This is a genomic window from Kumtagia sp. (assembly GCF_059502445.1).
Genome location: NZ_JCACER010000076.1, coordinates 202524 through 215413 on the forward strand (window position 1 = coordinate 202524; position 12890 = coordinate 215413).

The following is a 12890-nucleotide window of genomic DNA, read 5'->3' on the forward strand; positions in this document are numbered from 1 at the left end:
TTGCGAAAACCCGATCTGCGCCTGGCGCGCCTTCTCCCGGCCGTAGCGCTCGCTGCTGGGGCGGGCGCGGCCAACGCCCAGGAGGCCGCGCCGAAGCCAGCGGAGGCCGCGGCCAAAACCCTGTCGCTCGAGCTCAATGCCGCGCAGCCGTCGCAAAAAGGCTGCCGGCTGACCTTCGTCGTCGCCAACGGGCTCGGCGCCGACCTGTCCAAGGCCGCCTTCGAGATCGCGCTGTTCAACGATGTCGGCGTGGTCGACACGCTGACCGTGCTCGACTTCAAGGACCTGCCGTCCGGCAAGACCAAGGTGACGCGCTTCGACCTGCCGCTCGACTGCGCCAAGATCACCCGCGTGCTGGTCAACCGCGCCGTCGACTGCGCAGGCGACGGCGTCGACCCGGCCGCCTGCATGCGGCAGCTGCAGCCGAGCGGCAAATCGCAGATTGCCTTCGGCCTGTGAGCCGCGCTTCAACCGGCCGTGCGGCGGTTCCGCGTCTCGCGGCCTCTCAACCCTGCCCGGAGGGCCGGCTTCGGCCTGCCCTCCCCTCTTTTCAGCCCGGCGCGGCCCGGCAGGAGCAACGATCTTGAACCTTCTACCCCTCCACAAGCTGATCGCCGGTCGCGGCGACGGCCTGCACCCGCACCTTGTCTACCTGCTCGAAATCCGCGGCCGATCCGGCGATCAAGGAGCTTGCGCTTCACCGCGCCGACCCGCATATCCAGGCCGGGCCGCATCAGAACCGGAGTGCGGGCGCGCAGTTGCCTGAGGGCGTCGTGCGTTTTGCGCCGCGGTCAGCGGAAGCCAGGAGACACGGCCGCTCGAAATCGGCCCGATGAGGAGTCACGGAAAGGAAATGCCATGTTCATCGCCATGAACCGCTTCAAGGTGCAGAAAGGCTCCGAGGAAGCCTTCGAGAACGTCTGGAAGGGCCGCGATTCCAAGCTCTCAGAAATGCAGGGGTTCAAGCAGTTCCACCTGCTGCGCGGCCCGGTCAACGAGGAGGAAGGTTATACGCTGTTCGCCTCGCACACGGTGTGGGCGAGCCAGGACGATTTCGTCGCCTGGACCAAGTCGGAAAACTTCCGCGCCGCCCACCGCAACGCCGGCGACAACAAGCCGCTCTATCTGGGCCACCCGCAGTTCGAGGGCTTTTCGGTGGTCGAGGGGGCCTGACGATGCAGCCCGTCTCCGATCCGGCGCGCTCGATCCCGATCTTGCCTTCGCCGGATATTTCGGAGACCCGGACCTTTTATCGCGACCGTCTCGGTTTCAAGACGGTTTTGCCGGACATGGACGACTATCTGATCGTCCGCCGCGGCGAGATCGAGATCCATTTCTGGCGGACGCCGGACCGCGACCTGCCAAAGGTCTCGTCGTGCTACATCCGCGGCGGCGAGATGTCACGGCTGCACACCGAGTTCTCCGGGCGCGCTGTCCCGGGACTAACGCCGTTCACCGTGCGGCCGTGGAACATGAAGGAGTTTTATATCCACGACCCGCACGGCAACCTGCTCCGATTCGGCTGCATTCCCGAGGAGGGTTGAGCGCGTGCGCGGAAATTCCGCGAGACTTCGACGCTCGAATTAGTTCGCCAGCACGACTTCCCTCTCGTCGGCGCGCCGAGCCGCATAACGGAGCGCCTGCATGACGTCTTCCCGTTCAAGATAGGGGAAATCGGCGAGGACGTCCTCGACGCTGTGCCCGGCGCCAATCTGCGCGACGACCATGCCGACCGTCACCCGCATACCACGGATGCATGGGCGGCCACCCATTTTCCCGGGCTCCTGCGTAATCCAGTCGAGCAGCTCCATGGAAATGCTCCCTTCGGTCCGAAATTCGAGCATATTCGGTCGCGCGCAGTCGAATATCACGGATGAGCCGACATCTGAAGCGCCCTCACCCCGCGCCGGCCAGCAGGCTGGCGTTGCCGCCCGCCGCTGTCGTATCGACGCAGACCGAACGTTCATGCGCATAGGCGGCCGGGTTCAGCACTTCGCTGATCAAGGGCACGATCGGACCGGGATGGTCGGCCAGCACGCGACGCACGACCCTCATCGCCTCCGGCATGCCTGAAAACGCAACTGCGTCCACACCGAGCGAACGTGCTTCGACGGGATCCGGTCGCCCGTCGATTGCCGCCAGCGGCAAGCCTTTTCCGAGCAACGGCTGAAGCGCCGCTGGCGCCCCCGGCGCCACGGCCAGCGCGGCGTTGCCGGCGGCAAGCGCCTGGATCGCCTGGGCGAGCAGCGTGTCGCCATCCGGGCCGAGGCAGAGCACTTTTCCGCGTGGGTGCAGCGTCAGCGTGTTGGCCTCGCCTGTCGGTCCCGGCAGGTCGACCGGCCCGAAATCCGTAGCGGCCGCCGCGGCAATCGCCTCCGCCCCCTTGCCGCGCAGCAGCTTGCGCAAGACCGGGACGCGGTCGGTACGCATCGGCCAGTCGGCCGGATCGGGGAGCGCGTCGGCCAGTTCGGTCGCCGTCACCTTGCGGCCGTCGCCGAGTTCGGTGCCTGCTCCCGCCGATTTGCGGAAACGACGGAGATAATGCGGCCCGCCGGCCTTCGGCCCTGTACCTGAAAGCCCCTCGCCGCCGAAAGGCTGCGAGCCGACCACGGCACCGATCTGGTTGCGGTTGACGTAGATATTGCCGGCATGCACGCCATCGACGATGTGCTGGACGCGCGCCTCGATGCGGGTGTGCAGGCCGAAGGTCAGGCCGTAACCCTTGCGGTTGATCGACGAGATCACGTCGTCGATGTCGTCGGCCTCGAAGCTTGCGACATGCAGCACCGGCCCGAAAATCTCCTTGCGCATCTCCTCGATGCCCGACACGCGGAAGATGTGCGGCGCGACGAAACGGCCCTCGGCGGGCGCATCGAGCTTTGCCACCAGCCGGCCCTGCCGTTCCATGTCGGCGCAGTAGGCGAGGATCGCATCGCGCGCCTCCACATCGATCACCGGTCCGACATCAGTGGCGATCGTCCACGGATCGCCCACTTTAAGCGCCTTCAAGGCGCCCTCCAGCATCTCCAATACCTTCCTCTCGACGTCCTTCTGGACGTAGAGGATGCGTAAAGCCGAGCAGCGCTGGCCCGCGCTCTGGAAGGCGGAGGCGAGGATGTCGCGCACCGCCTGCTCCGGCAGCGCGGTGGAATCGACGATCATCGCATTGAGGCCGCCGGTCTCGGCGATCAGCATGGCGTCGGGCGGCGCCGTCTCTGCAAGCTGCTTCTCGATCAGCTTCGCCACCTCGGTGGAGCCGGTGAAGCAGACGCCGGCGATGCGCGGATCGGCCGTCAGCGGCGCGCCGACGGACGGCCCGTCGCCGGGCAGGAGATGCAGCACGTCGGCCGGCACGCCCGCCCGGTGCAGCATTTCGACCGCCCGCGCCGCGATCAGCGGCGTCTGCTCGGCCGGCTTTGCAATCACCGCATTGCCGGTCGCCAGCGCGGCGGCGATCTGGCCGGAAAAGATCGCCAGCGGAAAGTTCCAGGGCGAGATGCAGGCGATCACCCCCCTCGCCTCGGTGCCGGGCTCGACCTTCGCCGCCTCCCCGGCGTAGTAGCGCAGGAAGTCGACCGCCTCGCGCAGCTCGGCCACGCCGTCGGCCAGCGTCTTTCCGGCCTCGCGCGTGCACAGCGCGAAGAACTCGGCGGCGTTTTCCTCGTAGAGGTCGGCGGCGCGGCGCAATATGCCGGCGCGCTCGGCAACCGGACGTTTTGCCCAGGTCGGCTGGGCCTCGCCGGCGGCGCGCACCGCCGCCGCGACCTGTTTTGCGCCGGCCTCGACGACGGTGCCGACCATCTCGGCCGGCCTCGCCGGGTTCAGCACCGGCCGCTTGGTGCCGTAGCCGGCGGCGCGCGGCACCGGCCCGGCCGACCAGCGCTCGGCCCCGGCGAAGGCGTTTCTGGCGTCCTCGATATCAGCAAGCGTGTCCGGATCGGATATGTCGAAACCCCGCGAATTGCGCCGTCCGACTCCGAAGATCGCGGCGGGTTTGGCGATCGCCGGATTGGCGGCCGGCCCTTGGCTTTCGACCACCGCGAACGGATCGCGCGCGATCTCCTCCGGCGGCACGTCCTCGTCCGTCACCTGGTGGACGAAGGAGGAATTGGCGCCATTCTCCAGCAGCCGGCGCACTAGGTAGGCTAAGAGGTCGGAATGCGCGCCGACCGGCGCATAGATGCGGCAGCGCGTGCCTTCCGCCTTGCGCACCGTCTCGTGCAGCGCCTCGCCCATGCCGTGCAGCCGCTGGAACTCGAATTTCTCGCGGTCCGGGGCCATGCGCAGGATGGCAGCGACCGTGTGGGCGTTGTGGGTGGCGAATTGCGGATAGATGCGGTCGGTCATGCCCAGCAGCTTCTTGGCGCAGGCGATGTAGGACACGTCCGTGTTCACCTTGCGCGTGAACACGGGATAGCCGGACAGCCCCAGCACTTGCGCCCGCTTGATCTCGGTGTCCCAATAGGCGCCCTTGACCAGCCGCACCATGATGGTGCGGTCGAGCCGGCCGGCCAGCGCGTAGAGCCAGTCGATGACGAAAGCCGCGCGCGGGCCGTAGGCCTGCACGACGACGCCAAAACCGTCCCACTCCGCCAGGCGCGGATCGGCGAGCACCCGCTCGATCACGTCGAGCGACAGGTCGAGCCGGTCAGCCTCCTCGGCATCGATATTAAGGCCCATGCGCGCATGGGCGGCGGCGAGCGCCAGCGACAGGAGCCGCCCGCTCATCACCGGCAGCATGGTCGCGCGCTGGCTCTGCTCGTAGCGTGGATGGATCGCCGAGAGTTTAACGGAGATGCCGGGATTATAGCGGATCTCCGGTCCGTTGGTGCCGCTGTTGAGCGACGAGATCGCATCGGCATAGGCTTTCAGGTAGCGCAGCGCGTCGGCTTCCGTACGGGCGGCCTCGCCCAGCATGTCGTAGGAATAGAGATAACCCTTCTCCATCATGCCGCCGCCGCGCCGCACCGCTTCGTCGATGGTGCGGCCGAGCACGAACTGCTCGCCCATCTCGCGCATGGCGGCCGACACGGCACGGCGGATGACGGGCTCGCCCAGCCTGCGCACCATCGAGCGCAGCGTGCCGGCGATGCCGTCGTCCTCGCTTTCGTCGAGCACCCGGCCGGTCAGCATCAGCGCCCAGGTCGAGGCGTTGACGAAGATCGAGCTCGATTCCCCCGAATGCGCCGACCAGTCGTGCGGTGCGATCTTGTCCTGGATGAGGTCGTCCATGGTCTGCGTGTCGGGCACCCGCAGCAGCGCCTCCGCCAGGCACATCAGCGCCACACCCTCCTTGGTGGAGAGACCGTAGGCCGACAGAAAAACCTCCATCAGCCGGGGATCGGAGGAGGCGCGCACGGCGCACACCAACTCGGCGGCGCGCGTGGAAATCGCCTTGCGCTGCTCGGGCGTCAGACCGGCGAGTTCCACCAGCCGAGCCAGCGCCTCGTCCTCGTCGGGAAGGTAGTTTTCGCGGATATGGCTGCGGAGCACGTCGAGCGCGGTCATGACGATCCTGTTGGCGCGGGGCGGAGTGGAAAGGATGACGCTCGATTATCATGCACCGCTTTTCGGCGGGAACCAAACTTGTGGTGCCAGCAATCCGATCGAACTATAGAATGGCTGATCAAGAACCGAATCGGATCATAATCTCTATGCGAGAAGACCAACTGGACCGCATCGACCGCAACATCCTTGCCGCGCTTTCGCGCGAAGGTCGGCTGTCGGCGAGCGAACTGGCGGCCAAGGTCGGCCTGTCGAAGACGCCGGTGCAGGCGCGGGTGCGTCGGCTGGAGAAGGACGGCTTCATCCGCGGCTACATGGCCGTCATCGACCGCGAGCGCATGGGCGAAGGCCATGTCGCCTTCGTGCAGGTAAAACTGTCGGACACGCGCTCGCTGGCGCTTAATGAGTTCAACCGCGCAGTGCAGGCCGTACCCGAGATCGAACAGTGCCACATGATGGCGGCGAGCTTTGACTACCTCTTGAAAGTGCGCACCCGCGACATCGCCGCCTACCGCCGCGTGCTCGGCGAACGCATCTCGGCGCTGCCGCATGTCGCGCAGACGTCGACCTTCGTGGCGATGGAGACGGTGAAGGACCGGTAGGATGGCAGATCACTAAGCACCTGACGTGCCCACGAAGATGGGTTCGAGACGCGAATGGCGCCGCCGCCGTCACATATGATCCGATTTAGTCCAGCACCTTGCGGATATCGGCAATCGGTCGAAACAACTTCAGTGGGCGATCAGGAAACGGAAGGAAGCCTTCCCGCGCATAGAACGATCGAGCCGCGTCATTCTTGGCATCCACTATGACCGCAAAAGAGGCGATTTCGCTGCGGACTATCCGCATCAATGCGTCCGCGAGCAGGAAACGGCCAAAGCCGCGGCCTTGTTGATGCCGGTCGACGGCAAGTCGGCCGAGCAGAGTCGCAGGCACGAGCGGATAGCGGGCCAAACGACTCACCGTCTGTGCGGGAAGCTCGCTCAGCACAATTGCGGTCGAGGATAGAGTGTAGTAGCCGCCGATCGAACCATCATCCAGGATGAGCACGAAAGTCGCGGCCATGTTCTTGCGGGCATCCTGCCCAGCCTGAGTTCGAAAATATCGATCCAGCTGCTCGACGCCACTTGTGAACGCGCCGCGGTCGTGATGGGGGCCAAGAGCTTCGACGCGGAGGCCAGCCGTCAGCTTCACTACCTACCCGCCGGTTGTTTCGCGGTAGCGGCGCATCGTCTCACGCAGCCGGTCATTCGCGGGAGCGGGGTTCAACATGGCTTCAACGAAGGCCTCGCTGTCGCGAACCGACAGTTCCAGTTGCCGATGCTCCTCGATTGCGCGGCGGGCTGCGTCCTGAACGCTCGCCAGGACGAAGTCGGTCACTGTCCGCCCCTGCAGCGAGGCCGCCCGTTCAATCAAACCCTTCTGCTCGGCCGTGACACGGGCCTCCAACCGCTCTGCCTTAGCGCGGGTCCGGGGTGATTTGGTGGCCATGTTCTTCATCGTCAGCTCTCCTCCAAAATGTACGGCCAATGACCGGCCATTTCAAGTGAAACCCGTAATGTTCCTTCCGCCCTCGTCGTCCCCCTTTATCTCCACCCTGAATGCAGCACCTTGCGCTGCATTCAATCCGCACCCCCTGGCGACAGCGTCCCCAAAAACGCCACCAGCGCCGCCCTTTCCCTCTCAGACAATTGCAGCTGCTTTGCCTCCGAATGCCCTTCCGCCGGCTGCGGGGCGCGGGCATAGTGGTCCACCACCTCCTCAAGCGTCTTGATCTGCCCTGCATGCATGTAGGGCGCCCGCCCTGCCGCGCCGCGCAGCGACGGCGTCTTGTAGGCGCGCCTGAGCTCCGGCCCGTCGCGCACCATGTGGCGCAGCTCGCCGCAGGCGCTGTCCGGCCCGTCGCGGAAGCGGCCAAAACAGTTGAACGGGTCGGCCAGCACTTCGGCTGTCGCCGTCTCACGGCCGAGATCGGGCGGCTTGCCCACAGCCGGCGGCACGCCGGTGTTGTGGAAAAAATCGTCCGTGAAGCGCGGGCCGTTGTGGCAGGTCGAGCAGTTCGCCTTGCCAATGAAGAGCTTCAGGCCGAGCACCTCCTCGGCGCTGAATACCGCATTCCCTTCCGGCTCCCGCCCTGCGGCCAGTGCATCGGCGAATCGGTCGAAGCGTGTCGGCTCATGGACAAGGGTGCGCTCGAAGGCGGCGAGCGCCTTGCCGATGTTGGCGAAGATCGTATCGATGCCGGCGCGCTTCGCTTCCGGCACCGCGGCCCAGGCCGCGCGCTCGGTCTCGGTTCCGAACGGCCCGGCCGAAGCAGGAAGATCGGCAAGGTCCGGCAGCGGTCCGAAAATGCGCTCGTAGCGGTCCTTGAATTCACGCGCGATCAGATGCGCATAGGCGGTGCGCGTCCCGGCATGCTCGTTCGTATCCTCCAACGGCACCAGCGCCTGCGCCCACAGGCTGTCACGGCGGCCGTCCCAGAAGAACCACGGGCTGTAGGCGACCCCGGCGAGCGGCATGGTGCCCCGCTTGGTCTCGCCGACGGCGATCCCGAACGGCCGGTCGTCCTGGAACTGCCGGTCGATCATGTGGCAGGTCGAGCAGGCGACGCTGCCGTCGCGCGACAGCCTCTGCTCGAAGAACAGCGTCGCGCCGAAGGCAGCGGGCGCCGCCTGGTCGGCGAAGCGGTTGGTCGGATCGGGCGGCAGCGGTTTTTGCGCCGACAGCGACAACGAGGCGATCGCCGCCTTCTCGGCATCGGAAAAGCCATCGCCGCAGCCGGCCGCTAAGGCGGAGAACCCGACCGCGAACAGCAATGCCAGTGCCCGGCGCATGGCGCACCTAAAGCAGGATGTTGAAGGTCACCCGGTCGGTGCCGTCGTCGGCCGCGATGTCGAACCGCAGCACCCACCGGCCCGGCATGGAGAATTTTAGGCCATCGATCCGATAGCGGCCGTCCCCTTCTCCTGCCGATACGGTCGGCCGGGTCGGCAGGCCGTGATCGTGTTCGGGCATGCCGCCATCGACAGCGACCCGGGCATTTTCAACCGGACGGCCATCGGGATATCTGAGTTCCAGCGTCCAACTCGCCAGCGGGCCGACCGTCGGCTCGCCGCCTTCCGGCGCGATCGTGGCGACGAACAGGCGTTTTTCCGTCGCCTTGGAGCGCGCCAGGTCCGGCGTCGCCGCGGTCGGCGCCGTGAGATAGACGATGCCCATCGCCGCGGCCGCCAAGGCCACGAAGCCGAGAACGGCAAGGATTTTTGCAATCGGCCTGCGCACCATCTTCTCCACCACCAATCGCGGCAATCTACGCTCGCGACCGACGATCGGAAAGCCGCCCATCGCCGCTTGTGAACGGCTGGCGGCAATGGCAAAAGGCGGCCAAGCTCGACGACCGGAGGAGGCAAACATGCGCGGCATCGCGACGATCGGCGAATGCATGCTGGAACTGTCCGGCCAGAGCGGCGAGACGTGGCGGCTCGGCTATGCCGGCGACACCTTCAACACCTTGTGGACGCTGCGGGCGCTGGCCGGCACCGAGCGCGACGCCGACTATGTCTCGGCCTACGGCGACGATCCCTTCTCCGAGCGGCAAATCGCCTTCTTCCGGGAAAACGGCATCGGCATCGCCGAAAGCCCGGTGATCGCCGGCGCGCGGCCCGGCCTCTATGCCATCACGCTCACCGGGGCGGAGCGCTCCTTCACCTACTGGCGCGCCGACGCCGCCGCCCGGCAGCTGGCGCGCGATCCGGCGACATTGGCAAAAAGCCTGGAAAACCGGGAGCTTGTGTATTTTTCCGGAATTACCCTGGCAATCCTGGAGCCCTCAGACCGCGCAGTTCTGCTGGAGGCCGTGGCGGAGGCGCGCCGGCATGGCACCCACATCGCCTTCGACCCCAATTACCGACCCCGCCTGTCGCCGGACGCGGCGGCCGCGCGGGCCGCCATCGACCAGGCGCTGGCGACCGTCGACATCGCCTTGCCCACCTTCCCCGACGAGCAGGCGCTTTACGGCGACCAGACGCCCGAGGACACCGCCCTGCGTATCGAGCGGTCCGGCGTCGGCGAAATCGTGGTGAAGAACGGCGAGGAGACGGCGCTGATCGCCCATTATGGCGGCCGCCAAGGCTCGCCTGCCGTCAATGTCGCGACGCCGGTCGACACTACCGGCGCCGGCGACAGTTTTAATGGCGCCTACCTTGCCGCACGGCTTGCCGGCGATACGCCTGCCGAGGCCGCCGTCCGCGCCCACCGGGTCGCCGCCGCCGTCATCCAGGTGCGCGGCGCGCTGGCGCCGGTCGACGTGTTGAAGATGGCATTCGACCGATAAGCTTCCTACATTATCGTCGCCGGCATTTCATTCTGGCGCTTTTGCAGGGGCTGCAGGTCGGTAGCGACCGCTATAGGGCTGGGTGAGCAAGCTTAGCTTCTGGTGGGTATGGACTTGGTTCCGCTGGAACGGGCTGGGTCTTTTGATCGTTGCCGGCGCCGTCTCTGCCTATGTCGCGCCGGTATTTCGGACAGCAAGGAACGATAGCCCGATCGTCAGCACAACGACGGTCATAGGCAAGATTGTCGGGGTTCGCGCCGGACCGAGCAATCCAAAGGCAGCCAGTGGCGCCGGTTTCGGTTACCTGTACATCGTGCAGTTGAATGGCACTTTCCAGCAAGCCTACGTCTGGGACGATACAAGGTCGCCGCATCTTATAGGCTCGATCATCCTTCTCGATCGGATCGAGCAGGAGAACGGAATCGTCGCCTATCGTTTCCGCCCAGCCGATGCAGAACGCACCAAAAGGCCAGCAGAGTTGCGCCAGTATCGTCCGTCGCAGGACGCCAACCCGCTCACCCCCGTCGGAACCGGAACTCCGTGATCTGCCGGTAGATTTCGTCGGGCCGCAGCAGCGCCTGCGGGAAATACGGCCGGTTGGGCGAATCGGGCCAGGTCTGCGCCTCCAGGCAGAAGCCGGAGAACGGCCCGTACTCCCGCCCGCCAAGCCCGGCCGGCTGATTGCCGACATATTGGCCGCCATAGAACTGGATGCCCGGCTCGGTGGTCCAGACCTCCATCTCGACTCCCGACCGGGCGGCGCGCGCCCAGGCCGCGCGCCGCAGGGCGCCGCGGGCGGCGGCCAGGCAAAAATTATTGTCGTAGCGGACGGATGCTTCCACCTCGGCGGGCCTGATCTTACGCGGCCGGCGGAAATCATACACGGTGCCCGCCACCGGCAGCACCTCGCCGGTCGGGATCAGCTCCGCATCGACCGGCAGGTAGGCATCCGCCGCGATCGTCAGCTCGTGCGACAGCGTGTCGGTCGCGCCGCCGTCGTCGAGATTGAAATAGGCATGCTGGGCGAGGTTGCAGAGCGTCGGCTGGTCGGTGGTGGCCGTCAGCTCGACGGAGAAAATGCCGGGTTCCCGCAGCCTGTAGACGCACTGCACGTCGAGGGAACCGGGAAAGCCCATTATGCCGTCCGGATCGGTGAGCGAAAGACTGACGAAATCGGCGCCGAAACCGGCCACGGCCCAGTTGCGGCGGCCGTAGCCGCCCGAGCCGCCGTGCAGGCCGTGCGCTTGCGGACGCTCCGGCTCGATGCGGTATTCGTCGCCGGCAACGGTGAAGCGGCCGTCGCGGATGCGGTTGGCGTGGCGGCCCACCACCGCGCCGAAATAATTGGGATGTTCGAGATAGTCGTCGAGGCGCTCGAAGCCGAGCGTCAGCGGGGCCTCGTGGCCCTCCAGCCTGAGATCCTGGATCACGGCGCCCCACGACAGGATGTTTGCCGTGAGGCCGCCGGCCGAGATCGTCAGGCGCCGGACCGGCTCGCCGGCCGGCGCGTGACCGAAGATCGTGTCCGCCCCCATCTCCAGCGCCGCCGGCTCAGAGGCCGAGGCCGCCGATGCAGACATATTTTGTGTCGAGATAGTCCTCGATGCCCTGGTGGCCGCCCTCGCGGCCGATGCCCGACTCCTTCATGCCGCCGAACGGCGCCTCGACCGTGGTGATCAGGCCTTCATTGACGCCGACCATGCCGTATTTCAGCCCTTCCATAACCCGGAAGGCGCGACCGAGATCGCCGGTATAGAAGTAGCAGGCGAGGCCGAACTCGGTGTCGTTGGCGAGCTTTACCGCCTCCTCCTCGGTCTCGAAGCGGAAGACGGGCGCCAGCGGGCCGAAGATCTCCTCCTTCATGAACATCATGTCGGGGGTAGCCTCGGAGATCACGGTCGGCTCGAAGAAGGAGCCTCCGAGCGCGTGGCGCTTGCCGCCGGTCACCACCTTGCCGCCCTTGGCCTTCGCGTCGGCGACGAATTCCTCGACCTTCTCGACCGCCTTCTCGTCGATCAGCGGACCCTGCTGGGTGCCATCCTCGAGGCCGGCGCCGACCTTGAGCTTGCGGCTCGCCTCGGAAAACTTCTCGACGAACGCGTCGTAGACGCCCGCCTGCACGAAGAAGCGGTTGGTGCATACGCAGGTCTGGCCGGAATTGCGGTACTTCGCCAGCATCGCGCCTTCCACGGCGCGGTCGATGTCGGCGTCGTCGAACACCAGGAACGGCGCATTGCCGCCGAGTTCCATCGACACCTTCTTCACGGTCGCGGCGGCCTTGGCCATCAGCATCTTGCCGACGCCGGTCGAGCCGGTGAAGGTGATCTTCTTGACCAGCGGGTTGGCACAGATCTCGTCGCCGATCTCGCTGGCCGAGCCGGTGACGATGTTGACGGTGCCCTTCGGGAAACCGGCCTCCTCGCACAGCGCGCCCCAGGCAAGGCCCGAATAGGGCGTCTGCGAGGCGGGCTTCACGACGGTGGTGCAGCCCGCGGCGAGCGCCGGGGCCAGCTTGCGCGACAGCATCGAGGACGGGAAGTTCCACGGCGTGATCGCGGCGATCACCCCGGTCGGCTCCTTGGTGACGAGGATGCGCCGGTCGCCCCAGGGCGACGGCACGACGTCGCCATAGGCGCGGCGGCCTTCTTCCGCGAACCACAGCACATAGGCGGCCGAGATGGCGATCTCGCCCTTGGCCTCGGTCAGCGACTTGCCCTGCTCCATGGTCAGCAGCTCGGCCAGCGGCTGCTGGTTGTCCATGATGGCGTCGTGCAGCTTGCGCAGCAGCTTGTGGCGCTCCAGCACGCTCGTCTTCTTCCACGACAGGAACGCGGCCTCGGCCGCCTCGATGGCGCGGCGCGTCTCGGCCTTGCCGGAGTTCGGCACGGTGCCGATGACCAGGCCGGTCGCCGGATTGGTGACGTCGACCGTCTTGCCGGAATCGGCCTGCACCCACTCGCCGCCGATGAAGTTGGCCTGGCGCATGAAATGGCTGGTCTTCTGGAGCATGATGGTCTCCCTGCGGTCCCGTCCGGGCGGGACCCTTTGCGTG

At 66.5% G+C, this 12890-nt stretch carries 14 protein-coding genes; 6 read left to right on the forward strand and 8 right to left on the reverse strand.

Annotation, left to right across the window (positions count from 1 at the left end):
* The 3 genes from AC5JDC_RS20770 to AC5JDC_RS20780 all read left to right on the forward strand — a co-directional run bounded on the left by AC5JDC_RS20770 (position 1) and on the right by AC5JDC_RS20780 (position 1544).
* The gene (locus AC5JDC_RS20770) at positions 1-459 is read left to right on the forward strand and encodes a hypothetical protein (RefSeq protein ID WP_495844206.1); all 459 of its coding nucleotides are present in this window, start codon (positions 1-3) and stop codon (positions 457-459) included.
* A 399-nt stretch (positions 460-858) separates the two neighbouring features.
* On the forward strand, positions 859-1173 hold the full coding sequence (hmuQ, locus tag AC5JDC_RS20775; RefSeq protein ID WP_495844208.1) for a heme-degrading protein HmuQ: 315 nt from the start codon (positions 859-861) through the stop codon (positions 1171-1173).
* Between the two features lie 2 nt (positions 1174-1175).
* A complete protein-coding gene (locus AC5JDC_RS20780) occupies positions 1176-1544 on the forward strand; it encodes a bleomycin resistance protein (protein ID WP_495844210.1) in 369 nt (122 codons plus the stop codon).
* Positions 1545-1583: 39 nt separating this feature from the next.
* Here the strand turns inward: AC5JDC_RS20780 and AC5JDC_RS20785 are convergent, their stop codons facing one another.
* Together AC5JDC_RS20785 and putA are read right to left on the reverse strand one after the other, a co-directional pair.
* Positions 1584-1811: a DUF433 domain-containing protein gene (locus tag AC5JDC_RS20785; protein WP_495844211.1), complete on the reverse strand. Its 228-nt coding sequence runs from the start codon at positions 1809-1811 to the stop codon at positions 1584-1586.
* Positions 1812-1896: 85 nt separating this feature from the next.
* Entirely contained in the window at positions 1897-5508 is a 3612-nt protein-coding gene (gene putA, locus AC5JDC_RS20790; protein WP_495844213.1) for a bifunctional proline dehydrogenase/L-glutamate gamma-semialdehyde dehydrogenase PutA, read from the reverse strand.
* A 146-nt stretch (positions 5509-5654) separates the two neighbouring features.
* On the opposite strand from putA, the gene AC5JDC_RS20795 reads away from it, so the two are divergent.
* Entirely contained in the window at positions 5655-6107 is a 453-nt protein-coding gene (locus AC5JDC_RS20795; protein ID WP_106771879.1) for an Lrp/AsnC family transcriptional regulator, read from the forward strand.
* Positions 6108-6192: 85 nt separating this feature from the next.
* Here AC5JDC_RS20795 and AC5JDC_RS20800 read toward each other — a convergent pair whose 3' ends face one another.
* The 4 genes from AC5JDC_RS20800 to AC5JDC_RS20815 all read right to left on the reverse strand — a co-directional run bounded on the left by AC5JDC_RS20800 (position 6193) and on the right by AC5JDC_RS20815 (position 8850).
* On the reverse strand, positions 6193-6699 hold the full coding sequence (locus AC5JDC_RS20800; protein ID WP_495844216.1) for a GNAT family N-acetyltransferase: 507 nt from the start codon (positions 6697-6699) through the stop codon (positions 6193-6195).
* Between the two features lie 3 nt (positions 6700-6702).
* On the reverse strand, positions 6703-7005 hold the full coding sequence (locus AC5JDC_RS20805; RefSeq protein WP_106771881.1) for a type II toxin-antitoxin system TacA family antitoxin: 303 nt from the start codon (positions 7003-7005) through the stop codon (positions 6703-6705).
* 122 nt (positions 7006-7127) lie between these two features.
* Positions 7128-8339, reverse strand: a complete 1212-nt coding sequence (locus AC5JDC_RS20810; protein ID WP_495844218.1) for a cytochrome-c peroxidase — start codon at positions 8337-8339, stop codon at positions 7128-7130.
* 7 nt (positions 8340-8346) lie between these two features.
* On the reverse strand, positions 8347-8850 hold the full coding sequence (locus tag AC5JDC_RS20815; protein ID WP_495844220.1) for a FixH family protein: 504 nt from the start codon (positions 8848-8850) through the stop codon (positions 8347-8349).
* Positions 8851-8917: 67 nt separating this feature from the next.
* Here AC5JDC_RS20815 and AC5JDC_RS20820 point away from each other — a divergent pair, with 67 nt between their 5' ends.
* Complete coding sequence (locus AC5JDC_RS20820; RefSeq protein WP_495844222.1) at positions 8918-9838, forward strand: sugar kinase; 921 nt, start codon at positions 8918-8920, stop codon at positions 9836-9838.
* Between the two features lie 82 nt (positions 9839-9920).
* Positions 9921-10382 (forward strand): hypothetical protein, encoded by a 462-nt coding sequence (locus AC5JDC_RS20825; RefSeq protein WP_495844224.1) that lies wholly within the window; start codon positions 9921-9923, stop codon positions 10380-10382.
* Here AC5JDC_RS20825 and AC5JDC_RS20830 read toward each other — a convergent pair.
* The gene (locus tag AC5JDC_RS20830) at positions 10354-11418 is read right to left on the reverse strand and encodes an aldose epimerase family protein (protein ID WP_495844226.1); all 1065 of its coding nucleotides are present in this window, start codon (positions 11416-11418) and stop codon (positions 10354-10356) included. The two genes, AC5JDC_RS20825 and AC5JDC_RS20830, sit on opposite strands and share 29 nt — an antisense overlap.
* Complete coding sequence (locus AC5JDC_RS20835) at positions 11390-12847, reverse strand: NAD-dependent succinate-semialdehyde dehydrogenase (protein WP_495844228.1); 1458 nt, start codon at positions 12845-12847, stop codon at positions 11390-11392. Before AC5JDC_RS20835 ends, AC5JDC_RS20830 begins: the two co-directional genes overlap by 29 nt.
* Between the last annotated feature and the right edge of the window lie 43 nt (positions 12848-12890).